Origin of the sequence: Bacteroides acidifaciens (assembly GCF_024623065.1) — a bacterium.
GTDB classification, from domain to species: Bacteria; Bacteroidota; Bacteroidia; order Bacteroidales; family Bacteroidaceae; genus Bacteroides; species Bacteroides acidifaciens.
The window spans coordinates 1-25,377 of sequence record NZ_JANJZR010000066.1; the positions used below are offsets into that span (position 1 = coordinate 1).

The 25,377-nt window shown below is 43.2% G+C and carries 27 protein-coding genes, 1 tRNA gene and 2 pseudogenes; 21 read left to right on the forward strand and 9 right to left on the reverse strand.

Annotated elements, in window-relative coordinates:
• Positions 1-165: 165 nt before the first annotated feature.
• Both NSB03_RS15565 and NSB03_RS15570 read left to right on the forward strand, forming a co-directional pair.
• A complete protein-coding gene (locus tag NSB03_RS15565) occupies positions 166-588 on the forward strand; it encodes a hypothetical protein (protein WP_257466498.1) in 423 nt (140 codons plus the stop codon).
• Between the two features lie 98 nt (positions 589-686).
• Positions 687-3,311: a UvrD-helicase domain-containing protein gene (locus tag NSB03_RS15570; RefSeq protein ID WP_104404209.1), complete on the forward strand. Its 2,625-nt coding sequence runs from the start codon at positions 687-689 to the stop codon at positions 3,309-3,311.
• Between the two features lie 1,043 nt (positions 3,312-4,354).
• Here NSB03_RS15570 and NSB03_RS15575 read toward each other — a convergent pair.
• The 5 genes and pseudogenes from NSB03_RS15575 to NSB03_RS15595 all read right to left on the reverse strand — a co-directional run bounded on the left by NSB03_RS15575 (position 4,355) and on the right by NSB03_RS15595 (position 7,146).
• Entirely contained in the window at positions 4,355-4,975 is a 621-nt protein-coding gene (locus NSB03_RS15575; protein WP_024988416.1) for a CatA-like O-acetyltransferase, family 2, read from the reverse strand.
• An 80-nt stretch (positions 4,976-5,055) separates the two neighbouring features.
• Positions 5,056-5,877: a helix-turn-helix transcriptional regulator gene (locus NSB03_RS15580; protein ID WP_024988415.1), complete on the reverse strand. Its 822-nt coding sequence runs from the start codon at positions 5,875-5,877 to the stop codon at positions 5,056-5,058.
• A gap of 101 nt (positions 5,878-5,978) precedes the next feature.
• A complete protein-coding gene (gene mobA / locus NSB03_RS15585; RefSeq protein WP_024988414.1) occupies positions 5,979-6,410 on the reverse strand; it encodes a conjugal transfer protein MobA in 432 nt (143 codons plus the stop codon).
• 125 nt (positions 6,411-6,535) lie between these two features.
• Positions 6,536-6,706, reverse strand: coding sequence for a hypothetical protein (locus tag NSB03_RS15590; protein ID WP_228767230.1), 171 nt, complete (start codon positions 6,704-6,706; stop codon positions 6,536-6,538).
• Positions 6,691-7,146, reverse strand: a pseudogene (locus tag NSB03_RS15595) (DUF3408 domain-containing protein). The gene NSB03_RS15590 and the pseudogene NSB03_RS15595 overlap by 16 nt, the downstream one beginning before the upstream one ends.
• Before the next feature lie 381 nt (positions 7,147-7,527).
• On the opposite strand from NSB03_RS15595, the gene NSB03_RS15600 reads away from it, so the two are divergent.
• From NSB03_RS15600 to NSB03_RS15610, 3 genes are read left to right on the forward strand one after another with little or no spacing between them, the layout of a single operon-like run.
• Complete coding sequence (locus NSB03_RS15600) at positions 7,528-7,728, forward strand: hypothetical protein (protein WP_128824471.1); 201 nt, start codon at positions 7,528-7,530, stop codon at positions 7,726-7,728.
• 12 nt (positions 7,729-7,740) lie between these two features.
• Positions 7,741-8,052 carry a helix-turn-helix domain-containing protein gene (locus tag NSB03_RS15605; RefSeq protein ID WP_024988413.1) on the forward strand — a complete coding sequence of 104 codons (312 nt, stop codon included), beginning with the start codon at positions 7,741-7,743 and terminating at the stop codon, positions 8,050-8,052.
• Between the two features lie 46 nt (positions 8,053-8,098).
• Positions 8,099-8,404, forward strand: a complete 306-nt coding sequence (locus tag NSB03_RS15610; RefSeq protein ID WP_024988412.1) for a helix-turn-helix domain-containing protein — start codon at positions 8,099-8,101, stop codon at positions 8,402-8,404.
• A 32-nt stretch (positions 8,405-8,436) separates the two neighbouring features.
• On the opposite strand, the gene NSB03_RS15615 is transcribed toward NSB03_RS15610, so the two are convergent.
• Genes NSB03_RS15615 through NSB03_RS15625 form a run of 3 tightly spaced genes read right to left on the reverse strand, consistent with a single transcriptional unit; the run spans position 8,437 to position 10,359 of the window.
• A complete protein-coding gene (locus NSB03_RS15615; protein WP_162222228.1) occupies positions 8,437-8,778 on the reverse strand; it encodes a hypothetical protein in 342 nt (113 codons plus the stop codon).
• Entirely contained in the window at positions 8,747-9,121 is a 375-nt protein-coding gene (locus NSB03_RS15620; protein WP_024988411.1) for a virulence RhuM family protein, read from the reverse strand. Before NSB03_RS15620 ends, NSB03_RS15615 begins: the two co-directional genes overlap by 32 nt.
• 2 nt (positions 9,122-9,123) lie before the next feature.
• Positions 9,124-10,359, reverse strand: coding sequence for a site-specific integrase (locus tag NSB03_RS15625; protein WP_148332535.1), 1,236 nt, complete (start codon positions 10,357-10,359; stop codon positions 9,124-9,126).
• Positions 10,360-10,803: 444 nt separating this feature from the next.
• Here NSB03_RS15625 and NSB03_RS15630 point away from each other — a divergent pair, with 444 nt between their 5' ends.
• The 14 genes from NSB03_RS15630 to NSB03_RS15695 all read left to right on the forward strand — a co-directional run bounded on the left by NSB03_RS15630 (position 10,804) and on the right by NSB03_RS15695 (position 23,403).
• Positions 10,804-12,240, forward strand: coding sequence for a tyrosine-type recombinase/integrase (locus NSB03_RS15630; RefSeq protein ID WP_024988409.1), 1,437 nt, complete (start codon positions 10,804-10,806; stop codon positions 12,238-12,240).
• Positions 12,241-12,293: 53 nt separating this feature from the next.
• Positions 12,294-13,268, forward strand: a complete 975-nt coding sequence (locus tag NSB03_RS15635) for a virulence RhuM family protein/type II toxin-antitoxin system death-on-curing family toxin (protein ID WP_107032244.1) — start codon at positions 12,294-12,296, stop codon at positions 13,266-13,268.
• A 167-nt stretch (positions 13,269-13,435) separates the two neighbouring features.
• The gene (locus tag NSB03_RS15640; protein ID WP_128824467.1) at positions 13,436-14,362 is read left to right on the forward strand and encodes a hypothetical protein; all 927 of its coding nucleotides are present in this window, start codon (positions 13,436-13,438) and stop codon (positions 14,360-14,362) included.
• Positions 14,362-15,144, forward strand: a complete 783-nt coding sequence (locus tag NSB03_RS15645; protein ID WP_024988407.1) for a hypothetical protein — start codon at positions 14,362-14,364, stop codon at positions 15,142-15,144. Before NSB03_RS15640 ends, NSB03_RS15645 begins: the two co-directional genes overlap by 1 nt.
• A complete protein-coding gene (locus NSB03_RS15650) occupies positions 15,141-15,440 on the forward strand; it encodes a hypothetical protein (protein WP_024988406.1) in 300 nt (99 codons plus the stop codon). Before NSB03_RS15645 ends, NSB03_RS15650 begins: the two co-directional genes overlap by 4 nt.
• Complete coding sequence (locus NSB03_RS15655; RefSeq protein WP_128824466.1) at positions 15,437-16,156, forward strand: hypothetical protein; 720 nt, start codon at positions 15,437-15,439, stop codon at positions 16,154-16,156. Before NSB03_RS15650 ends, NSB03_RS15655 begins: the two co-directional genes overlap by 4 nt.
• Positions 16,156-16,407 (forward strand): hypothetical protein, encoded by a 252-nt coding sequence (locus NSB03_RS15660; protein ID WP_024988404.1) that lies wholly within the window; start codon positions 16,156-16,158, stop codon positions 16,405-16,407. Before NSB03_RS15655 ends, NSB03_RS15660 begins: the two co-directional genes overlap by 1 nt.
• Before the next feature lie 725 nt (positions 16,408-17,132).
• Entirely contained in the window at positions 17,133-17,648 is a 516-nt protein-coding gene (locus tag NSB03_RS15665; protein ID WP_024988678.1) for a hypothetical protein, read from the forward strand.
• 6 nt (positions 17,649-17,654) lie between these two features.
• On the forward strand, positions 17,655-17,858 hold the full coding sequence (locus NSB03_RS15670) for a hypothetical protein (protein WP_024988677.1): 204 nt from the start codon (positions 17,655-17,657) through the stop codon (positions 17,856-17,858).
• Positions 17,855-18,802, forward strand: a complete 948-nt coding sequence (locus NSB03_RS15675) for a DUF6043 family protein (protein WP_024988676.1) — start codon at positions 17,855-17,857, stop codon at positions 18,800-18,802. The genes NSB03_RS15670 and NSB03_RS15675 overlap by 4 nt, the downstream gene beginning before the upstream one ends.
• A gap of 199 nt (positions 18,803-19,001) precedes the next feature.
• Entirely contained in the window at positions 19,002-19,298 is a 297-nt protein-coding gene (locus tag NSB03_RS15680; protein WP_306816295.1) for a helix-turn-helix domain-containing protein, read from the forward strand.
• Between the two features lie 5 nt (positions 19,299-19,303).
• Positions 19,304-20,716 (forward strand): DUF3987 domain-containing protein, encoded by a 1,413-nt coding sequence (locus NSB03_RS15685; RefSeq protein WP_148332539.1) that lies wholly within the window; start codon positions 19,304-19,306, stop codon positions 20,714-20,716.
• Positions 20,717-21,268: 552 nt separating this feature from the next.
• The gene (locus NSB03_RS15690) at positions 21,269-21,649 is read left to right on the forward strand and encodes a hypothetical protein (RefSeq protein WP_024988672.1); all 381 of its coding nucleotides are present in this window, start codon (positions 21,269-21,271) and stop codon (positions 21,647-21,649) included.
• Positions 21,646-23,403, forward strand: coding sequence for a relaxase/mobilization nuclease domain-containing protein (locus tag NSB03_RS15695; protein ID WP_148332541.1), 1,758 nt, complete (start codon positions 21,646-21,648; stop codon positions 23,401-23,403). The genes NSB03_RS15690 and NSB03_RS15695 overlap by 4 nt, the downstream gene beginning before the upstream one ends.
• A gap of 240 nt (positions 23,404-23,643) precedes the next feature.
• Here the strand turns inward: NSB03_RS15695 and NSB03_RS15700 are convergent.
• A tRNA-Phe gene (locus NSB03_RS15700) sits at positions 23,644-23,716 on the reverse strand.
• Between the two features lie 319 nt (positions 23,717-24,035).
• Between NSB03_RS15700 and NSB03_RS15705 the strand changes: the two genes are divergently transcribed.
• Together NSB03_RS15705 and NSB03_RS15710 are read left to right on the forward strand one after the other, a co-directional pair.
• Positions 24,036-24,491 carry a transposase family protein gene (locus NSB03_RS15705; RefSeq protein WP_024988668.1) on the forward strand — a complete coding sequence of 152 codons (456 nt, stop codon included), beginning with the start codon at positions 24,036-24,038 and terminating at the stop codon, positions 24,489-24,491.
• A 205-nt stretch (positions 24,492-24,696) separates the two neighbouring features.
• A pseudogene (locus NSB03_RS15710) lies at positions 24,697-25,332 on the forward strand (potassium channel family protein); the annotation flags it as partial.
• Positions 25,333-25,377: the final 45 nt, after the last annotated feature.

The following is a 25,377-nucleotide window of genomic DNA, read 5'->3' on the forward strand; positions in this document are numbered from 1 at the left end:
AAATATACATAAAAGTTCTCTCATATCAGCGGATAGAGAGAACTTTTTTTTCGGTGGGGACTTTTTAGTCAGCCCCGTATGTTCATTGATGTAACTACTATTGAACCTATTATGAAAATTAGTGAGGACATCAAAGATTTGATGTCTAAAATAAACAGATGTAAAATGAAAGTCGAATCCGCAGAATCTTCTATGGATATTTTTGCTCCTAATGGATATTCTTCTCAATACTCTCGTGGAGAATATGCGCGGGCAAAAAAAGAGAAAGAAGAAGCCAAATCTGATTTGGATAAATATACCAAGAAACTTTCAGAACAACTTGTTTCTCTAAAAGAAAATGTTGCAAAATATCACAAAGGTGAATTTACAGGTTGGGCGGTAAGTCATAGATTTAGGAGTCTTAATGGCGCAGGCTCAATGACCATTCCGGGAGAAATGATTTTCTTTTGCGATAAAGAGTTTACAACTTGTGGCGGTTATGAAGTTGATAAGTTTGAGAACTTTGCAAAAATCTTGAAAGCTGTAGATGAAGCAACTTCTGATGAAGATATAATAGATTATTTTAGGGAGGATAGCTTTTTACTGTAACTCCCGTCTTTTAATAGAATAGAAAGTTAGCGTGCCTTCATGGCACGTTAACCTTTTATACAATGTAAACTTTATCAACGGCAAATCTTTCTTTTAGTATGCAGGCATTGTTTATTGGGGTAATTTGTATTATAACTATTTCAATTTGTTATATAGCTATAACAAGAACACGCCTAAAAAATAAGTCCAAGGAACTTTCTGAAAAGTTAAACCACATATCTTCTTATAGCAATAAATCCAATTATGAGCAAGCAAGAGAAAGATTGTCGGCATTAAACAACGGAGCATTTATTGATATTCCGTCCGACCTTAATAGCACTTTTTCAGGGAAGATAATATCTGCAACGCAAGAAAAAGATTTTGTCAATCATTATAAGCCGCATTTTCAAGAAGCATATTCACTTGTTAAGAAACTTGAAGCCTTTAATATCACTCCATCTGAAACCATATCCAAATTTATCAGTGACTTTGGGGCTATCAATAGACTTGTAAAACAACATAATGAGGGAATCATTACATTTCTACTTGACACGCATAAAGAGTTTTTCGACCATTGCCTAAAATATCCGTTAGACAAGCAACAAAGACGCTCAATCGTTTCAGAAGAAGAAAATTGTTTAGTAGTCAGTAGTGCAGGGAGTGGAAAGACTTCATCCATCGTAGGGAAAGTAAAGTATTTGACTGAAATAAAGAAAATCAACCCTCAAAATATTCTCCTTATCAGCTACACAAACAAGGCTGCCGCTGAATTAACAGAAAGAATGGGTATTGCTGGTTTGCGAGGGTACACTTTTCACAAACTTGCCCTTGACATTATCGGACAGACAACAGGACAAAAGCCATCAATATATGAAAATACGGACGCGCTCTTCGTGAAAATCTACCATGAATTATTGAACGACAAGAAATTCAAGAAAAGCGTAATAGAATACTTCATTGATTATCAAACGCCCGAAAAGGAGTGGGAAAAGCGGAAGAATGAGCGTAGGCAACAACTTTCAGAGCAAAAAGAGGTGCGTTTGAAAGCAACGTTTCCCGATATGGACGGAAAAACTGTTTATGTACGGAGTGAACAAGAGCAGAAAATATGCTTTGCGCTATCTTCCCTTAGCGTAAAATTCAGATATGAAGAGCCATACGAGCATCCATTGGTAGACGAGATGCACTCTCAATACAAACCGGATTTTTCCATTTATTTTGAACAAGGTGGAGAAACAAAGCGAATATATTTAGAGCATTTTGGAGTGGACGAGCATGGGCTTGTTCCTATATGGTTTGCCAAAGACAGAGGCATTACCTATGAAGAAGCAAACCAAAAGTACAACGATGGCATAACATGGAAAAAAGCGGCACATGAGAAATTCGGCACTAAGCTGTTGACAACTTCAAGTGCAGACTTTCATTATTCCGATATTCGGGAGAAGTTGAAAACCTTATTGGAAAAGGCTGATGTTTCCATCCAAGAGAAAACAGATGCAGAATTATACGATATGGTTCTTCCCCCGAACAGCAAGCATGAGAAGGCTTTTATCCGCCTTGTCGTGACTTTCGTGACATTGATAAAGTCAAGTTGCAAATCTGTAGATGAAGTATTAAGGCAAACTAAAAACGCAGGGGACGAACGCAGTACGTTCATTATCAAAAACATCTTTCAGCCCGTTTATAAACGGTATATTGAAGAATTGGCGAACATCAACCAAATAGATTTTACGGATGCAATTCTGCAAGCTACCGACATTTGTCGTTCCTCCCATCCTGTGAAGTATGATTATATCATTGTGGATGAGTTTCAAGACATATCAGTTGACCGTTACAACTTCTTAAAAGTATTGCGAGAGGGAAATCCACCCGCCAAGTTGTATTGTGTGGGCGATGACTGGCAGTCCATCTATCGTTTTTCGGGGAGCGACATGGCACTTTTCAATCAGTTTTCAGATTACTTCGGCCAGACAGAAATCAATAAGATTGAAACAACATATCGGTTTGGAGAGCCTTTAGTCAGCCTGTCCTCGCAATTTATCCAACGCAACGAAGCCCAAATTAAAAAGAACATCCATCCTTTTAACCCACAAGTTAAAACAGAATTACAGTTTTGCGATTATGAAAGACGAGATTATTGCAATGTTATCGGACAATTGGTCGCGTCAATTCCATTAGACAAATCAGTCTTTTTGTTAGGGAGATATTCCTTTGACGATTATTACCTGTCGTTCATGTATAAATTCGTGAAAGAGGGTAATCGCTTTTTCTATATCATCGGAGACAGGAAAATAGAGTTTCTGACCGTTCATAAATCCAAAGGACTTGAAGCAGACTATGTGATAATTCTTCAATGCAACAAGGACACATACGGGTTTCCCTCACTTGTAAGCGATGACCCTGTGCTTAATTATGTCTTGACAAAAAGCGACCAATATCCATACGGAGAAGAACGCAGGCTGTTTTATGTAGCCATTACCAGAGCTAAAGTAAAGACCTATATACTGTATGACAGACGCTTTCCTTCCGTTTTCGTGGACGAATTCTTGCATCCGGAAAAAGTCACGGAAGAAAGTTATGCCAAGCATCCAAACGCCAACAAAAAGTGGACACGCAGTGCGGATAATTTTCTGCTTACCCTTTATCATGAAGGGAAAAGTATAAAATACATAGCCGAGAAAATGGGCAGAAGTCAAACCTCGATAGTAATGCGATTAGGAAAATTGGAAGGGAAACGGCAATAAAATACTGATTGCATTTCGTTTGTCGAAAATATATGTTACCTTTGCATAGAGTTGTTTGACAGCAATGTACTGCACATCGCAGAATTTATGACCGTTGCCAAGTCATTACCTCACTTGTGGCAAAAAGTGCGCAAGTTGCTTATTCCTAAATTATTCCTATCTTATAGCTGTATTTTCGGGAAAAATACTACCCGCAGGGCTGGAGATTTTTGCCGAAAACAGGAGGCTTGACCTTGCATTCCCGTCCAATCCCGGAATTACCTTTGCGCCCAGAACGGAAATGACTGCCTGATGCGGCTCACTGAAAGACGCGAAAATGGAGGTAAACGGAAGTGGAGGCAGATTGGACAGGAAAACTTCAAAAGAGAAATCCGTAAAAAAGGGATAATGCCAAAAAGAAAAGGGACACTGCCGGAAGCGTGAAACCGGGCAAACCACCGGCAAGGAAGTATGATTTTATATGTCTGGCCGAGCGTGTCCGGTCTGACGGATAAAATCATTCTTCCCGGTTTGCCTGCCGTGTATGACGGCTTGTTCCATTTACGGATCGGGCGGTCAGACACGGCTTTCCGCTTACGGCTCAAAGGAACAGCAAAAAAGAAAAATCGTCAGAAACCCGTAAAAGCACCTCTCTGGCATAAGCGCAAAAGAAATGGGCCTTGCATCATCAGTCTAAACTTCTGTTTAGGCGTGAGGCAAAGCCCTTTTCTCCGCTTATGCGGTAGTCGGCATACGTTCGTCCAAAATCTCTTTGTGCGATGGTGTGTCGACGGAGAGAACCGCTTTTACGGAAGATATGAATACGAGTATATCAAAAAATCACACTCGAAACACCGAAAAAAAGTAAATCATTGGGGAGTTTGGATAAAAAAGTGTACCTTTGCAATAGAGTTGTTAGATGTAGCAAAGCACAGCATACCAGTGAATTTGCATTGTCGCTAAATCGTTACCATAAAATTGAAACTCTCTTATTCTAATCTGACACACAATTAGATACAGTTTTTTTTTGACTATCCGAGGCAAAGATAGCGTTTTCCCTAAACTTATATTCTCAGATTATCAATTTCTTTTTGAATCCCGTCCAAAAATAGGGAAACGTGCGCCCCGTCCATTTGCGTGTGGTGGAACTGGAAAGAAACGGTAAGCGTCGTTTTCAGCAGGCGGTGTTTGTATTTGCCCCAAATAAGGAACGGATTATTAAAAATGCCGCTATACATACCGACAGCACCGTCTATTTCGTATTGCGCCAATGCGGAAGTTCCGATAACCATGCTTTCCGTCAAGTCGTGATTGACGCAACTTTCAGCCACTTGTTTGGTAAGTTGCAGATAGTGTTGATTAAACACAGATAAATCATCACAGAAAGGAATATCACACGAACTTACCTCGCCTTTTCTGTTGGCGACAATGGTGTTTACAGCGATGGTATCGTACTGCATCAGTTTACCGCCAATGGGCAGCAGATAAAATTCTTTCACGCTCCTTGCGGCTTTGCCGATGCACCAGCACATCAGCATATTAAACTTCATGCCCGATTTCCGGCTGATTTTCACAAGGCGTGACACGTTGAGTGTCTTAAAGAACGTCACCATTGGCATAGGTGCGTTCATCCACATTTCAAAGGCGTATGCCCGGCTGGTTTCTTGGGGATTTACTTCTTTCATACTTAATGCTATTTTCATTCAATGAATCAGGCGGCAAAAGTAGGAGAAGCGTTTGACCCTGGATAGAACAAATGGGACATTTATACGGGATTGGTGAACAAATCGGAATATGGATTTGATATTTTCAGCAAAGACATGGGCGTATATCCGCAGAACTTCTTGAACTCTCGGATAAAGTGCGACTGGTCAGCATAACCACTTGTGTATGCTATTTGTGCTTGATTGATTTCTTTACCCGCTTGATGCTGCATCTGCGCCAAAGCCTTTTGGAAGCGAACGATACGGGTATATTCTTTGGGATTAATACCTACAAATGAATGAAACAACCGCTCAAACTGTTTTTTACTTAGGCAGGCAATGGAAGATAATTCGTTTACAGAGATTTGCGGAGTGATATATATTCGCTGTATGGCGGCATCTATCCTTTTAATTCTGTGTGTGGTATCAGCTAAATTATCGGCAATTTGTGACAACAGCCATTTTTCTATATAGCTTATGCAAATAGAATAATCCTCACAGTCGAATATTCGTGTAGCCAGTTCATTCAAACTCTTGTTTTCAAGGCTGTAACCGGACACTTCTTGATTGTAAAAGAGCGATGTCGGCATGTTCAGAAACATACTCATAGCGTGAGGGCGGAATACAACCACTATCATTTCTGTATTGCCGTCAGCATACAAATGGGATGAGAAATTAACTTGTCCGCTGATGGTAAGTTTGTCTTGTGCAGCATTCAATTCTGGGATATATAACGGTGTTTGTTTATGGAAGATGATTTGAGGGCAACCGATAGGAAAAGTCAGGGTATTCAAAAACTGGTTACTTTTGAATACCCAATAATATCTCACGTAAGGTTGCAATAGCTTACATGGTCTGTAAAAATCGAATTCCTCTTGAATCATTTTACAAAAGTAGCAATTTTGTGTTGGTTACTAAGTAAAAAGAGGTAAATGAAACATAGAAACGACTGCGCATAATGACAAAGTCGTTTCTATGATAAGAATTATATTTTCAATCCTTTCTGTTGTTCCCACTTGGCATACATCTCCCTTGAAAGCTCCACGATCTCCCGGCTCAGTTTCACAAGGTCGATGGTATGTTTCTCCAGCTTGTAGAGCAACGCCATCGCCTTTTTCTCCGAGAAATGAATGCGCAATTCTTTCACGACTTGGTTGTAGTTCGTGCCAATGGCACGGAACTGGGCGTGGAAGTCGGACAGCTTGGTCGTATAGTCCATCAGCGTCTTGTCCACTTTCAGCACATTGAACTTCTGCCCGAAGAAATGCGCCTTCAGAAAGACGGCTTTCGCATACAACTGTGATTCCTCGTACATTGTGAGAAATTTGTTCCATTCCTCATCATCGAAACGCACCATCACGCAGTGCGTTTTCGGGTTCAACTTGGGATTTCTCCCGTATTTGCTCTGCTTTTTCATTCTTCTTATTCTTTTAGTTTAATGATTCATTCATAGTCTAATCTCCGATTAAAGAACCCCGAAATTATCCGACTGCGGAGGATAATTCTGCCCACGGCGGTGCAAGGATTTTCAGTTACTTAGAATTATTCGGGTAACTGAAAATATATCTTGCTGTGTCTTTGAGGACACAAGAATCCTCCGCCTGTCGGATTGATTTTCGAGTGTAATAACTCACCTTGTGTATCGGTCGAACCGATGGAGTGCATCCAACGGCTCAACCGGTTCCACCGTAATCCCGTCAGAGTTTGCGCCACTGCTCGATGTCATTCCGGTAGGCATCGAGGTGCAGGCGGACAAGGTTCTCGATAAGTCCGGATGCGCTCATGCCCTTTCCACCAAGGTAGCGGACAACCCTGTCCAGTTCGTCACGTACCGTCTCACTGATGAACACGGGTTTGCGGTTGATAATCTTGGGGACTTGGAGATAGGTGGTGCGGTACTCCTCCAACGACAGCCTGCGCTGCTTGCTGCTGATGCGCTTCTGCGGTACTGCCGCTTCTTCTACCGTTTCATCAGCCATAACCATCTCCGCTTCTTCCGTGACGGTTTTGCCGGGCTATTCCAGTTCTTCCGGGTCCAGACCGATACGCCTGTAGAAGTCTTCCTCTGACTTTGGGGTGTCGGATTTCCTGTACCCCATTTTTTCAACGATTTCACGAGCCTGCTGCTCTGTAATGCTTGGTTCTCTTTTCATTGTAAAAAACAAATTGATTAAGTTATTGAATGTGGTCTTGGTCAGCACCTCGACCGATTATCGGGAGCAAAGTAAGGTGCTTTAGTGCAGTCATTCAAGCGTTTGGAGTCTCTTAGACAATTTTGTGCGGTTCTGCAATATGGTGATGGGACCAGCGGTGAGGACTTCTACGATTTGCCGGATATGAATAGCGGAACGGATAAAGGTAAGATATAGGGTAAGTTTGAATTAAGCCCTTATTTTCAATCTTGCAGCATTCCTAATTTTCGGAATCAAAGGGATTAGCACCACTTACAACGTGTGCCAACCTCTACTACCCTGTGCCACATGCTACCAGTAATAGTAATATACATTGTCAGGCATCGGATTATGTCTTTCTTTGTGGCAAAAGGAATAACAGCAGTCCTAAAAGATGGAGCGGAAATCATGGTACACAGGCTTGCTTACGGGGAATCGACAGGCAGTAACCCGGACAATGACCACCGTATCGGCGCAACATGCTGCCACTTTCGGAAAATCCATTGCAGGACAGCGGATAATGTATTCCTTTGTGCCGAAAGAAAAAGAAACAGTAACGATTAAAAGAAAGGCAATATGGAAATCGTATCAATCGAAAGAAAGACCTTTGAGGCAATGGTCGCCAAGTTCGACCGTTTCGTCAGCCGTATGGATGCCATCTGCCATCGGCATGGGGAAAAGACAATGAGCGAGTGGATGGACAATCAGGACGTGTGCCGGATGCTCAACATCAGCCCACGCACGTTGCAGACGCTTCGGGATAACGGCACATTAGCATACAGCCAAATCAATCACAAGACCTACTACCGTCCCGAAGATGTGAAGCGTATCATTTCTGTCGTGGAGGACAGGAGAAAAGAAGCAAGGTTCAAAGGCAGGACAATATGATAACTGAATAGAGTAATAACAATAATCCCATTAAATCCAAAGTAATATGAACGAACTGATTAACAAGGACAACGAGTGGATAATCCACTTCATGGGCAGCCTTGACCGACTGCTTGACAACGTAGAGCATCTGACCGCCAACTACCGTCCGACATTGGGCGGTGAGCGTTTCTTCACCGACAAGGAGGTGTCGACACGGCTGAAGGTGAGCCGCCGGACACTTCAGGACTACCGGAACGAAGGGCGTATCGCCTATATCCAGTTGGGCGGCAAAATCCTCTACCGTGAATCCGACATCGAAAGGATGCTGAATGACGGCTACCGCTCCGCCTACCGACAGACTGCAACCTGATTTTCTTGAAGGAGCGCAGATTGCCGTCTGCCCTATGGTTGCGGAGCAATGGAACCCTTCGGCAAAAAGAGGAATGGCTTACAGATGAAGCACCAATACCCTGCTTCGTCTGTAAGCCATTCCTTTCTATCTTCTGATTTCCCGCCAGTCGCTTGTTTCCGTCCACGGATGCCCCAAGAGCGTGTGGCAGGCAGTGGCAAGGTTTTCGGGCCGAATACGCTCAAATTTGTTTGAGGAGGATTCTGCCCGAAACGGCTCTGCCGCCCGATCTTGCCTCTGCCGTTATAGCCATACGCTACCTTTGCATCCGACATCGGTAACGAGTGGCTGACGGAATGGACTTCAACTATACCATAGGTTGTTACCCTTGCCACAGGAAACAAACAATGTTATCGATGTTTCTCTTTTGGTTGTGCTGATTTTATTTATTATAAACCATCTGAACAATGCACTTTCTTTACTGCATACTCTGAATGCAATGGCTATAATCATTTCAATGTTATAAGTGTCATAACTGATGCCGTCCGATTGCTTTATATACTTCATCGTATCATATTTGTTCAACTCCTTATTCTTATATATCGTATGAATCGCCTTGCGAATGTCGCACGAGAACACTCCGAGCAAATTGGCAATCTCAAATTGCGTCATCCATACAGATGCAATAGGCATAGTGACTGCACCCGTTTCACTGATTGAAATTATTCCTCTATCCATATCTATCGCATTACTTTAAACATTACGCTCTTTACATTATTCATATCGCGCAGAATAGAGGAATCCAACACACGTGCATAGTGCTGCGTCATTTTTATATTGGAATGGCCGAGCATCTTCGCTACATTCTCAATACTCACACCGTTGGCGAGGCATACAGAGGTCGCATACGAGTGGCGGGCTACGTGTGTGGTCAAGGTCTTGTTTATCAGACATAAGTCTGCAATTTCTTTCAGATAGCTGTTCATTTTCTGATTGCAGGGAACTGGCAGCAATCTGTTTTTCTTTTGGCAAGCCGGATGTTCCGCATATTTACGGAGAATCTCCAATGGAATATCAAGCAAAGGAATGTTGCACATATTCTTCGTCTTTTGGCGAGGTTTGCGAATCCATAGGTTGCCGTTGGAGTCTTCTACGATATGTTCCGGTGCCAGTTGTTGCACGTCTATGAAGGCTAGCCCAGTGAAAGCCGCAAAGGTGAAAACATCACGGACAACTGTGATACGCTCTAATGAAAACTCCTTGTGATAAATGGTGAGCAGTTCGTCCATTGTCAAGAACTCGCGGATAACTTCTTTCTCATGAAACTTGATGCCGATGAATGGGTCTTTGGAAATCCACTCGTTGGCAAGCGCAAGGTTGGTTATCTTCTTCAAGCACTTCATGTAGCGGATAACCGTATTCTGTTGGCACTCCTTCTCCGTTTTGAGATAGAACTCAAAGGCACGTACCAGTTCTCCATTGACTTCTGACAACGGTAAATCCTCCTTGCCGTATTTCTGTTTGATAAGTTCAGCAAGATAACGCTTGCAACTCTCATAACGGCGGACGGTAATCAAGGCATAGTCCTTGCCGACAAGTTCACGGCATTGGTCGTTATGTTCTTGGATGGTTTGAATGAGTGTGCGGACAACTTCCGGTGCTTGGTCTTGTCCGAAGAACTTTTCCTGCAACAGGCGGGCAGTGATGAATTGTCCTTGTTCCTCTAGTTCATTGAAAGTCTGATGGAGTTTGATTCTTGCCTCCTCAATATAGGCGTTCAAGTCGCAGGATTTGCGGCTCTTGCCTTTGGCGCACTCCTTCGCCTGATTCCACAAGGCTGGTTCGATGCTCTTGCGGATATTGTTTTCCACTCGCACACCGTTCACGGTGATACGCATACATACGGAGGCTTCTCCGTTTTTCAGCAGTTTGGCTTTCTTGATGAAGAAAAGCACATTGAATGAGTTTCGTTTCATGTTCCTACAGTTTTTTCGTTGGATAAAAGTAGGAAACCATGCACGCTTTCGTGATACGCAAAACATTGCAAATCAGAGAGAAATAATCTTGTTCGGTGGAGATTCGCGCTCCACCTTTCTTGCTCCTCCTTTTGGAACACCACGGGCGGTAATATTCTGCCGTTTTTTGCGTTCCACCGGGAAACAAAAAATCCCGATTTCGTTTGGAAATCAGGATTTTACTGTCTTTTGCTTTTCTTCTAAGTGGTGCCACCAGCAATATAAATGTTAAATTATTATCAATCGGATTAAATTCAAATATATACTAATATACTGATATTAAGCCGAATTAAACAATTCTCAATTTAGGCGGATAGCGGCTGTTTTAGAAATTATAGTGACTATTCAAGAAAAGTCACTAACTTTGCAGTGTCCGATTCATAAGGGAATCGAACCTTGGATTCTATGGCAAAATCTCTTTCCCGGTTCTTCATCCGCAAGCAGGACGAGAAGAACGAAATCGCAACTCTTTTCTTTAGGGTGCAGAACAAGAAACACAAAGTCGATACGCTCTTTTCCTCTCAGATACGTGTGAATGTTGCGGAGTGGAAAGAGGCTTTGTCGTGTCCTGAAAAATGGATGCGACATCAAAGGGCGAACTTCAATCTACACGACTCACTCAATAGGATTGAACTGGTAGTGAAGTCGGAAGTCGAGGGCATGTCTTTCGATAAGTCACATGTTGAGGCCGAAATCCTCTCTATCGCCAATCCGAAGAAAGCAGAAGCCATAATGAAAGCTAAGCGTGAAGAGGAGGAACGGCAACGCGAGGAAGAACGCATAAAGGAAGAGCAGGAGCGTCTGATAAAAGAGGGCATCGATGCTGAACGCGCCAAAATATGGAACTTCATAGACCGATTTTGCAATGAAATCAAGAGCGGTGCCAGGCTTAATGGTCATGATAGATATGCGCCCGGCACTGTGAAGGCATGGAATAGCTTTAGGAAGCTGTATGACTTGTTTGACAGAAAGCATCGCTACACATGGCATGATGTAGACCGTGCATTCGTCACCAAATTCCTGAATTTTATGGAGAAGAAAGATTATATGGTGACTGCGCAGAATAAATATCTGGTCGATCTCCGCGCAATCATCAGCTATGCCTATGCCGACGGAATACACGACAATGACCGCGCCCTGCAATATTTCGCAAAAAAGAAAATTGAAGAGAAAGACAAGGCTATCGAAATCTACCTTACCGATGCGGAACTTCAGGCATTGTATGAAATGCCACTATCAGGCAAGCAGGAAGAGGTGCGCGATATATTTCTTGTCGGGTGCTACACCTGTCAACGCGTGAGCGATTACAACGACATTGACAAGGATTGTTTCACCACTACTGCCAAAGGAACACCGGTAATACGCCTCATTCAGAAGAAAACCCGCAACGAGGTAAAGATTCCTATAATGAATCCCAACCTAAAGGCTATATGCGAAAAATACAACTACAATCTCCCTTATGTTGTTGACGTGATACTCAACCGCTACATAAAGGAGATTCTGAAGGAGTTGTCCGATAAAGTGCCCGACTTAGCCAAGATGGTAGTAACCAAACTTACTCAAAAGCAGAAGAAACTGGTGGAGGACGGCAAACTCGTTGTCGAGCACAACGAAAAGGGAGAGGTGATAATGCCTCGCTACAAGTGCGTGACAACCCACACAGCACGCCGTAGCGGAATCACCAACATGTACCTAACCCACAAATACTCCATAGTCCAGATGATGCACGTCAGCGGCCACAAGACACAAAAGACCTTTATGGACTATATCAAACTCTCCTCGGACGAAATCGCCGACGAGATAGACGCAATCGCTAATGGCGCAAAATCCGAAGTATTTTGACTATTATTACTCGGAAACAGCTACAAATCAAAATATAAATTGTAATTTTGAATATGGAAACAAATAATTCACAACTCGTAATCTATCAGGCGCCGGACGGAAATATGTCGATTGATGTGACAGTTCAGAATGATACCGTATGGCTGAGCCAAGGGCAGATGGCCGAACTCTTTGACAAAGATCAGTCAGTTATTGCCCGCCACATCTCTAATGTTTTCAAGGAAGGCGAGCTGGAGAAAGAGAGTAATATGCAAATTTTGCATAATACTCTGTCGAAGTACAAACCGACTCAGGTTTACAGCCTTGATGTTATTATCTCTGTTGGCTATCGCGTTAAATCCAAACGTGGTACTCAATTCCGCATCTGGGCTAATAAGATATTGAAGCAGTATCTTCTTCAAGGCTATGCCATAAACGAGCGGATAGCTGCACAGAAATATGACGAGCTTAGTCAGTTGATAAAAGTGCTCGGCCGCACAATCCAAAATCAGGAAAGGCTTACGGAGGACAGCCGTTCATTGCTCGATGTTGTTGTCGATTACACATACGCCCTCGACACTCTTGACCGCTACGACTATCAGGAACTGAAGATCGAGGACACCACCGGTAAAGAGTCGTTTCATGCCACTTACGAAAACGCCATGGAAGTCATCCGCGAGTTACATGAGAAATTCGGTGGCAGCACATTGTTCGGCAACGAAAAGGACGATTCCTTCAAAAGCTCCATTGGTCAGATTTACCAGACCTTCGGTGGCGTTGACCTATATCCCTCAGTGGAGGAAAAAGCTGCCATGCTCCTGTACCTTGTTACCAAAAACCACTCATTCAGCGACGGCAACAAACGCATTGCCGCAACTCTATTCCTGTGGTTTCTCAACGGCAACGGCATTCTCTACAACGGAGACGGCACCAAACGCATCGCCGACAACACACTCGTTGCCCTCACCCTGATGATAGCCGAAAGCCGCACTGAGGAAAAGGACACAATGGTAAAAGTCATCGTCAACCTAATCAACAAGAACAACTGAGGATAAGACGAAACAACACCCGAAATATGCACGGCTTAACGACTTCATGCCGAGGATTGACCTGTCGGTGCTGAATGATTATGTAACGGCTAATCTCTGCGCTGATTTTCATACTCGTTTGGGACATTTGTCACACCTAATGTCAATTATTCTTTGTAACTTTGCGTATGGCTACTCTCTCTAAAATATTGGTTTTGTGTGTAGGCTTTGCTCTCTCCAATAACTTATGGGCGCAAAGTCATATAGATTCTGTGCAGACTGACACAAGTCCGCTCAAGATTGAGCGTGATGCACTTGGTGCAGTATATTATTGGATAGACAATAATGCGCTCGACCTTGACCGAGTGGATTATAGTGATTTATATGAAACCTATATGACACCAATTGAGGGTCAGTTATTTGAGGACTGTACTCAGCTATTCATTGAGGGGAAACTTCGATTGGAACCGGACTTTCTAAAGACATACTCTTACTCTTATTGGAGAGACAAAATTGATACACCTGTAAACGGAGTGCTTGGCAATGATTTCAGGCGGATAGAGGTCTATTTCTATCCCGATGCTGTTAAGTCGGATTCGGTAACATACGTCGTAAAAGGCCGGACAAAGGTTAAGAAGAATGTCTGCGATTTCACAGGTGAAGTCAAAATCAAGAAAATCTATCACAAATATGAGCGTGACATCGACTCTCCCGATTGCTATTTGATAATCGCGGATTATACTCTAAAAGAAGATGTTACGCAAAAAGGTAGCGGAGAGTTTCGGGGTGTAATGGGTGCGTATGGCTATGTCACTGAAGATGCTCCCGGAGTAATACAGGTTAACAATATAGATCAGGACGGCGACGGATATATGAACCGTTCTTATGTAGGCACATGGCGGAGTTATAAGAATCCTGCGGTCGTCAAGCGTTGTATGTGGGGCGATAACCGTTTGCCATTCCGCTTTGATTTTGATATAGGAGCCGGAGAGATTGTTGTCAATCCCAAATACTCGTCTCCGGAATGGGATAATTTTATGCAATGGAAAGACCTTGATATTGTCGAACCCGAAAGCGGCGACAGCCGTGCAACATATAAAAATCCGTGGTGGTAATGAAGCTGACCGATAAACGATTTTGGATATTGCTTATTGTGATGGCGTATGCTTCTGTTGCGCCCGCACAAACAGTTTTCTCTGTGGAGAAAATAAGCGAAACAGAATATGTTAAAGCTGAAAAAGAGTGTTCGCGCTATAATGTCATTACGGCTGATTCCATTGCCGATAATGATATTGTCTCTATGGTGTTGAAGGAGTCGCAAGCTAAATTTGAACGCCTTGATTCTGCTTGGCAACAAGAAATATATGCTATTTATGATAACCCGGATTTTGGTTTTAACAAACGATGGCTAACATTTCTGCCTGCACTGAAATTATATGGTTTCATTATCCCTGAATCGCCGCATGACGATGCAATATGGTGGTTTGATTCTGAGAACGGTAAATATATCTGTCGCGCGGCTTGTCCCACGGCGGTAAACGCCAATGGGATTTATGTGTCGCAGGTCGGCTATGATTGCGACTGGCCTTTGGATTTGAGGTTCTTTCGTCGCGATGGAAACTTCATATATGAATTTGAGTCATACAAGAGCCTTCAATACAGTGGTGAAGAGCCTTATTGTCAGGGCGATGAATCCGGACTTCGCACTATTTTCTGGCATGACAACAATACGTTGTATCTGAAAACCATCGACCATAACCGACAAGAATCGGTATATCTAAAAATCAAAGTTCAGCAGACCGTCAGGGACATGCTTGAAAACGTAATGCCAAACGAAGCTGTTAGACCGGCTCCAATAAAATCTGTCAGGAATAATAAGAAAGGAGGCGGGCAATGAAACTTATTTATCGGGCGAAATGGATAATTGTAGTATTTTTTGCGATTACGTTCTTCTTTTCTTTCGCTGTTCTTTTTGCGGGAGGGACGACCAAGATTAACTGGTGTCTGTTGGTCGCAAATATATTGCTGATATTCGCACAGACGGCAAATGTAGTCTATGCGTTCAGGAATAAGTATAAAGAGGTCGGACCTGCTTTGCTTGTAATTCTTTTTATAAATATCGCTCTGATGTGGTTCGTATATGTCATGGGGTGGAATTATACCGTTAAAGCATTAACCGTAGGTTTTGAATGAATAATCGAATTGATATATACCCAAGTATATGGCGAGTGATTGGTTTTACGCTGATCAGCTTGTTGTTTGTTGTTGGTGGGTTCTTTATGACAAACGATCCTCGTTCTGGTATAGATAAATTTATCGGTTATATGGGAATGATATTCTTCTCTTTCGGGGTGATTGTCGGGATAGGTTGGCTGATATTGATCGCGATGCGCAAACCGCTTGCAAGGATATTTGATGACCGTCTCGAATATCTGATACCGGCAAGGATGAAGTATGAAATTATTCCTTTTCTGCGTGTTGAGATGTTTGTCATAACAAAAACAGGAAGTGCTAAAATCATAAGGGCGGATTACTTGACCGGAGGTGGGAAAAACACCGGAATTGTGAACACTTTTGTATCAGTTGGTAAAGTATGCGACATACTGAATGATAAACTTGAACGGTATTGGGAACAGCCGATGTTGTCACAGAAATTAGACCAAGCATCGGTGGCACAATATCTTAAAGTTATGGGAATTGAATCGTGTCGATTTGGATTTGATACAACCAGCAAACCCGACTGTGTGGTGGTAATGCGAGATGGAGACACATATAAACTTGTTTATATCGATGACAGAGGATCGGCAAAAACATTGAGCAATCATCTTACTGAAAACGATGCGTGCCATGCGTTGCTTGAAAACTTTATTGAGGAAGAGGCTTTCAAATCCAAATATGGTGTGAAATAATGGAAACTTTAATGGAATTGATTGCTGAAATATTTATCCGTTCATGGTTCGGCTCGGCGATTAGACATATCGGAGCCGGGCTTCGGTATGGATGTTTGCGACTGTTCCGTCGAGGGCGGAAAGTATCATACAGGCAAATACGTTATGGTTCGGACGATTTCAGCAACATGGACCATGCCGACAACAACCTTGCAAATGGTTTTATCGGCTTCCTTGTTTTTGCGGTTTTTCTGATTTTAATAGCCAACTAAATGATAAATAGAAATCTGAAATTCTTTCAGTTATGAACAACTGCTCCGTTATATTCAAATATATACCATACTTAATCGTAGTGGTATTTTTATTATTGCTGTCCGGTAAAACTTTGACATGATAGGAAATGGACTATTTTTATCTCATACAGCATGAAACAGACTCGTATAGATGTCTTTTAAGGGCTTTTTGATGCTTAATGCTACCAATTTCACATCGCCTCAAATGACAAGCCCTTTTTCGTAAAACAGGTGTAACTTATTATATTTGTAGAGAATATATGATTTTGTCGTTTTTTACCGGACAGCAATATATTTTTATTGATGCTATTTCTATCCCCGATACTGCCGGATGCGGGTATTGATGATATATCTCATAATGTTCTTCATATTTCTTATCTCTATGGACGTATTATTTTTGCGATAATGATACTGATATTTTACTATAAAGCTATCAGAACTCGTCCTATTGCTTATAAGATATATTCTTCGTTGACTCTCTTTCTTTACCCTTTCTTATTGTATGTGATGTTCCATACAGAGAATCCCATAAACTTTATACCATATTTTATTTCACTGTATCTATTTAGTGGAGCAGGTGAGATTTACGTCATAGCCATTTTTGATGTAGTTTTGGTTTTCTTATTAGTTTATTTGATTCAGATTTTTATAAATTTACAGTTTTATAGAAAGTAATATGAAGCGGTGGCAAAATAACCTAATATATGGTCGGATTGCTTCTTATAGAAGCAATAATAATGTTATACGTAGTTCCCAAAGCTAATGCTGATGAAATCAGTATGAAAATATCGTTGGTAATCGCGTTATTTTTAGCCATTCTTGTAAGTTTGGCATTGTTGATAAAAGGCAACCAAGGCAATTATAAGGCTATAATTCCAATCTTCATCGTTTGTGGCGCTACGTATATTCAAATTCTGTATTGTGCAGCATTCTATAGCTGGGGAGCCTACGTTTGTATGGCTTTGCCAATATTCCAACTGATATTGGGATATGCGATATTTAGGTATTCCAACGACATTGTTTCTTTATTTATTGGCTGCTCTAATCTGATGTTTTCGACTATATGGGCTAATCAATATCAAGGTTTCCTATGGTTCCATAATAAGTCCGGTGATTTAGAAACTATGGCTGTTGCAAGTTTTTGTGCCGTTATCGGTGCATTGATTGTGTTCACGGTGTCAAACATTATGATAATGAAATTTATCCCGAAAACTCATTGAACAAATATGAAACTGACCGATAAACAATTTTGGATAGCATGGCTTGTGCTTCTCATCTTGGCAATTGTGAGTTGTATGGCAGGAGGCTGGAGCGAGGATACAGCGTTGCTTGGTGCGGCTTATACGCTGTCGCTGTTTTTGTTCAAAGTACTATTATCTTTTTTTGACCTTTGCGCGTTATTACTTTATGAATTAGAAATTTCACTATGAAAAATCAGCAAGATAACTTAGGCAGTCAGGATGGAAAGATTGATTTGAAGATGTGGATGGAGGAGCATCCGCAGGAATATGGCGAGTTTGCTGCGGCGATGGGCGAAGCGGACTCGCTGGAGGTGTTTTTGTTGGGTGCAGCAGCATTTCTTTCGTCGCCGGAGTTTCAGAAGCGATTGGAGAATATGATTGACCTTGACAATCTGGACTTGGATGAGCTTTTGAAGATTCTTCAAGAGTCGGATTTTGCTGAGAAGATATTTGGCGAACAGGCAGAAGGGAGCGAATGGGCTAAATACCGGTTGCCATTTGCCGCATGGCTCAAATATGGACGCTCTTCTGAAATGATGATAGATAATATTGAGGAAGCGGCAGAGTCGATTGACAACAAACAGTACCAGTGGCAGCTTGCAAAGTTCATGAAGACATTTCTTGCAAGGGAGGTAGAGGATAAACGACGCTCGCGCAAGGATTTGAAGGAGTTTCTTGATTATCGCATGAGTGTAGATAACGGCAATTTGGCTGATTGGGCGTTGGAGGGTATTGATGAGTCTAAACCGACTGCTAAAATTACAGAGAACGCAGAATTATCTCATGACCTTCTTTCCCTTTTGGCATCTCACGGCAGTGAGATTGTTAAGCGCATTGGCAAATGGATAGAAACACATATCCGTGGCGTTGACATAGCGCACTTATATGTCGCACTTGTCGAGTCTGGCGAGCTGGATCCGTCAACACCTGTCAAACGATTTGTCGAGATATTATCCGCCACATTCCCTGAATGCAAAATCGTCGGCGAGCGTCAGGTGCAGAAGAGCGTAAACACGCTACAAGATTTATCTCCCAATCGTAAGCGATTTATCAAAGACGAGCCAGAACATCGCTTCGCTATTGACTCTATAAAGACCGATGTTTTACGAATTGACCCAGATGGAGTAGACTGAAATAGCCTCTTTTCAATTCGTTTGATTCGTTCTGTAGTTCGCGAACTGAACGAACAGCTAATTCTTCTTATTTCAGGAAATTCCGCTATACTTTTGCGCCATCGTTCCATTTCGGAGCGGTGGCGTTTCTGTCTTATGCCGCCAGTAGAAGCGTCGAACAATGTCGGCAATCAAAATAAAAATGCAAGATTTATTAGATATGCTCAATGAGGGTCGGGCCCATGTCAAGGTAGAGATGAACGCCGAAGACCTCAAAGCATTTTCGGAGGACTTGATCCGCCGCGCAAAGGATGAACTCGGCTCGATGGTCGAGGCAGCCAAGAAAGAACGTATGCTCACCAAAGCCGAGGTAAAGGAACTCTTTGGCGTATGCGATGCCACACTCTGGCACTGGGCAAATAAAGGTATCCTCAAACCTGTCAAGACCGGCAACAAGATTATGTACCCGGAATATGAGGTACGCAAAGCCCTCGGACAACGTAACATCAATATCTGAGCATCATGAAAGCGAATGGCTATTACAACCATCCACGCTTTCCGTTGGAAGCCGGATGTGGATTGATCGAGGAGGATAGCATTGCCTTTACCAGCGATTCCGGTAAAACTGCCGAAACTCCTTCTTTCCCTTTGGAGATATTTCCGAAAGCAATCCGCGACATAATAGAGGCTCTTGAGGAGTATGAGAACTATAATGTCGATTTCACTTCGGCTTCATTCCTTACAGTATTCGCGGCTGCTATGGGCAACACTTGGTCAGTCCGCTTCATGACAGGATGGGTAAGCCGACCGATAATCTACATGGTGCTTGTCGGCTCGCCGAGCTGTGGCAAGACACCTCCATTGCAACAGGCGGTCGCACCTCTTCTCAAACTCGACGGAGAGTATGACATGATCTACTGCAAGGAGATGGAAACCTACCGCCGATGGGAACGCATGTCGGCAAAGCAGCGTGAGAAACATTCTCTACCTGAAGAAATGAAGATGCCTCAGCGAAAATGCCATGTAGTGGTTGACTCCACTGTAGAGGCTCTTATCGGGGCGTTGCGCGACAATCCGCGCGGAGTGCTGATTTACAAGGATGAGATAGACAGCCTTCTTTCCAATTTCAACCGCTACAACGGTTCGGACGAGGGCTACTTTCTCAGTCTGTTCAGCGGTACGCCTTTCAAGTACAGCCGAAAGTCAAACAACGAGCATATCTTCCTAGCCAATCCCTATTGTTCTATTATTGGCACTACACAGCCCGGTCGTCTGGGCGAACAGTTCGGCGGCAAGCGAATGATGAATGGCTTTTCATCCCGATTCCTGAAAGTCTATCCCGAAATTGACGAGATGCTGTCGTGGAACGACACCGCCATGCCGGACGGCGTTCTTGAAGAATGGGAACGAATTATCCGAAGGGTAATAACCGTCACTCCTTCAACAGACCAAGAGGGAAAAGCAACCTCAATAGAGCTACTGTTTTCCCAAGAGGCAAAGCTCCGCGTAATTCAATGGAAAGACGAGGTCAATAACAAGGCTTATGCTGAAACGGATTCAGATGCTGTCAGGGCGTTGTGCGGCAAACTGGAAACTTATCTGGTCCGCTTCTGTCTGGTCATACAGATTATGCACTGCATCTGTGGAGAATCGGGCATGGATAAAATTGAACCGGGAACTGCCGAACTCGCCATCAGGCTCACCGAATATTTCAGAAACATGGAGAGCCGGATTGCACCGGAGATTGAAACCGGTATCCTTGACAACCGGTTCACCGAGTTACTCGGAAACCTCAGGGATTCGTTCACCACGGCAGAAGCTGTCCGGGAAGCCCTGCAACTCGGAATCTCGGAATCTTCGGTCAAGAGATTCCTAAGAGACGGAGGCCGAGGATTCGTGAAGAAAAAGTCCCACGGTTGCTATCGCAAAATATGACCCATGCGCTGACACTATGAACTTTTGACATTATGACATTTTCGACCGAGGTCGAACTGACTGAGATACCCCGGTTGCTCACGCCTGATTTGGAGTATAAACCTTGCTTTGCAAGATATGCCGATTGTGTCCACAACGGCTATCCCGCCTCCCCCGAGGTGAGGGTCAATCCCGCTCGAAACTCGCAGTCTTTTGTCTAATGATACATTGCCCGTGAACGATGATAGACTGAAAAATGAATGATGAAGAACTGAAAGTCTGCGGTTGATATATTATCAAGCAACACATTTATCATGAACCGTGATACTTCGGTTTATCGGTCATCGTCACATTGGATAATATGATAATGAGCCATTGGACAATAAGTCATCGGGTAATGGAGCATTGGATAATCAGACAATCGAGTCACTAAGATATTATATCATCAAGGTATCAGTTCATCAAATTATCAAGCAATCATTATACCAAGTCATCAAGTCACACAGCCTTCATTGTATTAGATATTCAATCCACCAATTTATCAAACCATAATATCTTAAAAAGTTAATCTCTATGTCCGATAAAAAATCCATTACTATAAAAATACGTGTCGATTCGCAGACCCACGCAGAAATGCAGTCAAGAGCCGACCGATACACCGACGGTAATCTGAGTGCGTTTGTACGTTGTGCCACACTCAAATATGAAGAGCAGCCGATGGCTGACCGAGACAATCCCCGTATGATTGCTTTGATCAAGTCCGCTATCAAGCTCATCGAAAGAACCGGCACCAACACCAATCAGGTTGCAAAGCACATCAACGAACAGCAGAAAATGAATCCTTACTCGTTGCGGGCGGCTGATCTTCTTCCCCTCGGTCAGTTTTGCGAGGGTACAGATAAAATCCAACAGATGCTGACATACCTCTATAACATGATAATATCAGGAAAATGATAGTCAAGAAGCTCAACGATGTGTCCGGCGGCGGTTTCCCCGGCGCTCGATATAACGAGAAGAAGATTGCTGATGGCGTGGCAACCCTTATGGCGATGGAGAACGTCAGCGAAGCGTTGCGCCACAATGTAGAGACGCTGCACCGCTTCGGCCTTGATGCCTCGGCTGAAGTCGAAAGGTATCTGAAGGAAAACTCTAAGACTTACGGCAACACAAAGACGACTCGTTTCCAGTTCCATGTGTCAGCATCTGTGAACGGACGCGCCATGTCGCCTGAAGAACTTACCTACTTTGCGCATGAACTTATGGAGGGTATGGGTTATGCCCGTCAGCCGTATTTTGTTTACGCCCACCACGATACCGGCAACAACCATGTGCATATTCTCTCGACGAGAATAAAGCCAAACGGTTATGCCATATCTGACCATCAGGACAGGCGCAGGCTTAACGAGTGCGCCAACCGCATACTATCTCCTGACATCAAAAAAGATATTGACCGGATTCTCTGTTACGACTATGAAACGGAGGGGCAGTTTGCCAATATCGTCAAGACTCACGGCTACAAGATAGAGAAATCGCTCGACGGCTACCGACTGTTCAAGTGTGGAGGCGACGCCGGGAATATCGCCATCGGTGACATCCTCAATCGAATCACCAAAAACAGCCCCAAGCGCAAAGACCGCGCTACGCAGCTCCGCTCCATAATCCGGAAATACAAGAGCGAGATAGCCGAGGGAAAATGTCAAAATGTCGATAATGTCAAAGTGTCAAAAGGTAAGAAGCGAAAGCCGGTAAAAGCAAAACTGAACACCGACATCCGCAAAATACTTGACAACCACGGCAAACCGTTGAGCGAGGAGAACTGTCAACGCATACAGACTCTCATTGATGTTCTCAAGACAAAGTTTGGCATAGACATCAGTTTCCAGAAGGACAAGGGCGGCAGGGTGAGAGGCTACAGTATAATCGACCATGCCGAAAAGATTGCCTTCGACGGCAGTAAGGTGATGAAACTGTCGGAGCTGATAGACTTCGTCATCAAGCCACAAAGGAAACCATCACCGCTTGACGTGTACCGCGACCTGTTCACTGTCAAGGTGGGCAAAGACAGCAGAGGGAACTATATGCTCATCAATGTCAAAGACGGTCCGACGTACCGCAAGCCAATCTCACCGAGGCAGTACGCATGGTATAACGGCGTAAAGGATGACGAGCGCGAAGATGTAGGCCTGACAATAGCGGCCACGATGTTCTCCAAGGAGATACTGACCGAATATCTTATGCGCTATCCGATACACAACCATCAAGAGAGAATAAAAGGCATGGCCGTTGTCAAACATAGAAACGGCAACTATTGCCTCCGCGCTATCTTGACTGACGGCTATATGCCTTTGATCGAATTAACTTCGGAGGAGGAAGCCAAGTTCCGCTCTCTACATGCCGATGAACAAGCAAGACAAGACTTCCTGATGTCAATAGCCATGCTGCATCTTACTCGAAAGGATGCCGAGGCGGTTAAAGAGAGGATAAAGCAGAATACCCAGTCCAAAGCCGGAGTCCGTATTCTCCCTTCCCGTCCACAGGACTACTCCCCGGAAATCTCGCAAGTGTTCACATTCAATCTTGCCAACGCACTATCTTCCCTCAATGTCAGTTCCGGCTCATCCGGCTACAAGCGCGAGTACGAAGTCGGCAACCGTTCCCGCTACGATGACATCGACGACCGTCAGTCCGGCACCCGACTTACAATGTAAGAATGAAGTAGTGACTATCTCAGCGCACCACGACGATAGTCACTATTATTTTGCAGAGAATTTAATGTAGAATTTAATTGGGTTTAGAATTAAACGCTACTTTTTAATACAGTTTAATCAAGCCGATTTATCGTGGTTTATAGCGATTTAGATAGTGACTATTATAGTGACTACGGGCGATAGTGACTAAAAGAAAAATCGCCAACTCTGTAAGAATTAGCGATTTAACTTTTACTTGCGTGGTGCCACCAGGAATCGAACCGGGGACACAAGGATTTTCAGTCCTTTGCTCTACCAACTGAGCTATGGCACCTTTCTCGTTTTCGGGTGCAAAGATAAGTATATTTTTTAATACCGCAATAACTTTGAAATAAATTTTCGCCAAATAATCACGGATCTTTCATTTAGGATTTCGTTGCTCATTCAAAAATGTTGTTATTTTATAGGGAGTGCTTCCTAGGGTGGTTAGAGTGCTTTTTGCTTCCACTGTTCATAATTCATGGAGTGATTTGATGGTTGGATAATATGCTTCCGATGATATCCATTTCTTTGATTTTCAATAGAATAATCAGTCTAATAAATAGGTCGAATGGTAGATTTTTCGTAACTTTATAGTTGCAAATCAAATAGTTATGAATCAAATCAAGCCACTCGACCAAGTGCTTTCGATTGTAGTGGACGCGCACAGTCATATCACAAAAGTAGTAAATAAATTCGGTTCACCAGACAGTATTTTGTACAAACTGAAGGAATTTTCCTCATCCGTTCCGGATTTTAGAAGATCAGACAAAGGAAATATTCGTCACAGACTCGATGCCAGCATCATGCTGATGATACTTGCCCGCACCTCAAAGTGTGTGTGCCGAACCGAGATAATAGAATTCGGCAGGCACAATCTTAATAAATTCCGCAAATTGGGCATATTGAAGAATGGTGTCCCATCCGAGGCGGCTCTCTGCCGCGTAGAGCACGGTATAGATGATTCGGCACTTGTGCCGACAGGATGCAGGAGTTTGCGAAGTTTTTCCACCGAAGCCCCGGCATCACATTGGCTACCGAAGTCTGCAGAGAGAAAAGCAATGAGATAAAGGCCGGACCGCAATCTTGACTCCATACAGAGAAGAGTCCATTCGGTGTTCTCAATGTGTAAAGGCCTCCGTAAAAAGCGGTCTGCCAAAAGAAAGGCATGACTGAACTGATGAGATATGTATCAATGAGCTTTATCCGACTTTTGAGTTTCCTACACCAAAAATAATGAAAAATTAGATTTGGATAAAAGAATAACTTTCTGACTTTTATACACAATCGTCATACATGAAAAACCGGTTATGGATTTGTCTTTGGTTTCTTTTCGATTTTGTGTTGGAATTCTTTTGTCGAAACACAAGGGGCGCTATCTGTGTACACATTTCATCTTTCTGTTCGTAGCTATTCCGTATCAGAACATTATTGCTTATTAGGGTTGGACATTCTCGCCCGAAATCACGTACCTGCTTCGTTTCATTCCTTTGCTGAGAGGCGGATATGCGCTTGCCATTGTGGAGGATGGCTCACTTACAACCGGGCTTCGAGCCTGTTGGTGTCTTATCTGACTATGTTGGTGGCGACGGTTTATTTTTCTAGCCCTGCTTTTTTGTGCTTGAGCATAAAGTGAACCCGTTGGTTAATGGGTATGGGGACGCTTTGTGGTGGGCTTTTATGGACGTGACTACTGTCGGGACAAATATTGTCGCCGTGACGACTACCGGAAGAGTACTTTCCGTATTGTTGGCAGCTCTGGGTATGATGATGTTTCCGATTTTTACAGTCTGTATTACGAACCTGATTCAGCAATCCAACAAGCGGAAGCAATATAACGAAGCAGAAGCACGGCAGAAAAAAGCGAGTGTGCATTCTTTATTATTGCTGTCCGGTAAAACTTTGACATGATAGGAAATGGACTATTTTTATCTCATACAGCATGAAACAGACTCG

Bases quoted from the DNA above. Each gene is read 5' to 3' on its own strand.
- NSB03_RS15680 (WP_306816295.1), top strand. From the start codon at position 19,002: ATGCTCAATGAGGGTCGGGCCCATGTCAAGGTAGAGATGAACGCCGAA.
- mobA (WP_024988414.1), bottom strand. From the start codon at position 6,410: ATGAAAAAGCAGAGCAAATACGGGAGAAATCCCAAGTTGAACCCGAAA.
- NSB03_RS15570 (WP_104404209.1), top strand. From the start codon at position 687: ATGCAGGCATTGTTTATTGGGGTAATTTGTATTATAACTATTTCAATT.
- NSB03_RS15675 (WP_024988676.1), top strand. From the start codon at position 17,855: ATGAAAAATCAGCAAGATAACTTAGGCAGTCAGGATGGAAAGATTGAT.
- NSB03_RS15580 (WP_024988415.1), bottom strand. From the start codon at position 5,877: ATGATTCAAGAGGAATTCGATTTTTACAGACCATGTAAGCTATTGCAA.
- NSB03_RS15660 (WP_024988404.1), top strand. From the start codon at position 16,156: ATGGAAACTTTAATGGAATTGATTGCTGAAATATTTATCCGTTCATGG.
- NSB03_RS15665 (WP_024988678.1), top strand. From the start codon at position 17,133: ATGGTCGGATTGCTTCTTATAGAAGCAATAATAATGTTATACGTAGTT.
- NSB03_RS15650 (WP_024988406.1), top strand. From the start codon at position 15,141: ATGAAACTTATTTATCGGGCGAAATGGATAATTGTAGTATTTTTTGCG.
- NSB03_RS15695 (WP_148332541.1), top strand. From the start codon at position 21,646: ATGATAGTCAAGAAGCTCAACGATGTGTCCGGCGGCGGTTTCCCCGGC.
- NSB03_RS15640 (WP_128824467.1), top strand. From the start codon at position 13,436: ATGGCTACTCTCTCTAAAATATTGGTTTTGTGTGTAGGCTTTGCTCTC.
- NSB03_RS15565 (WP_257466498.1), top strand. From the start codon at position 166: ATGAAAGTCGAATCCGCAGAATCTTCTATGGATATTTTTGCTCCTAAT.
- NSB03_RS15620 (WP_024988411.1), bottom strand. From the start codon at position 9,121: ATGGATAGAGGAATAATTTCAATCAGTGAAACGGGTGCAGTCACTATG.
- NSB03_RS15625 (WP_148332535.1), bottom strand. From the start codon at position 10,359: ATGAAACGAAACTCATTCAATGTGCTTTTCTTCATCAAGAAAGCCAAA.
- NSB03_RS15690 (WP_024988672.1), top strand. From the start codon at position 21,269: ATGTCCGATAAAAAATCCATTACTATAAAAATACGTGTCGATTCGCAG.
- NSB03_RS15685 (WP_148332539.1), top strand. From the start codon at position 19,304: ATGAAAGCGAATGGCTATTACAACCATCCACGCTTTCCGTTGGAAGCC.
- NSB03_RS15645 (WP_024988407.1), top strand. From the start codon at position 14,362: ATGAAGCTGACCGATAAACGATTTTGGATATTGCTTATTGTGATGGCG.
- NSB03_RS15670 (WP_024988677.1), top strand. From the start codon at position 17,655: ATGAAACTGACCGATAAACAATTTTGGATAGCATGGCTTGTGCTTCTC.
- NSB03_RS15610 (WP_024988412.1), top strand. From the start codon at position 8,099: ATGAACGAACTGATTAACAAGGACAACGAGTGGATAATCCACTTCATG.
- NSB03_RS15655 (WP_128824466.1), top strand. From the start codon at position 15,437: ATGAATAATCGAATTGATATATACCCAAGTATATGGCGAGTGATTGGT.
- NSB03_RS15575 (WP_024988416.1), bottom strand. From the start codon at position 4,975: ATGAAAGAAGTAAATCCCCAAGAAACCAGCCGGGCATACGCCTTTGAA.
- NSB03_RS15630 (WP_024988409.1), top strand. From the start codon at position 10,804: ATGGCAAAATCTCTTTCCCGGTTCTTCATCCGCAAGCAGGACGAGAAG.
- NSB03_RS15635 (WP_107032244.1), top strand. From the start codon at position 12,294: ATGGAAACAAATAATTCACAACTCGTAATCTATCAGGCGCCGGACGGA.
- NSB03_RS15605 (WP_024988413.1), top strand. From the start codon at position 7,741: ATGGAAATCGTATCAATCGAAAGAAAGACCTTTGAGGCAATGGTCGCC.
- NSB03_RS15705 (WP_024988668.1), top strand. From the start codon at position 24,036: ATGAATCAAATCAAGCCACTCGACCAAGTGCTTTCGATTGTAGTGGAC.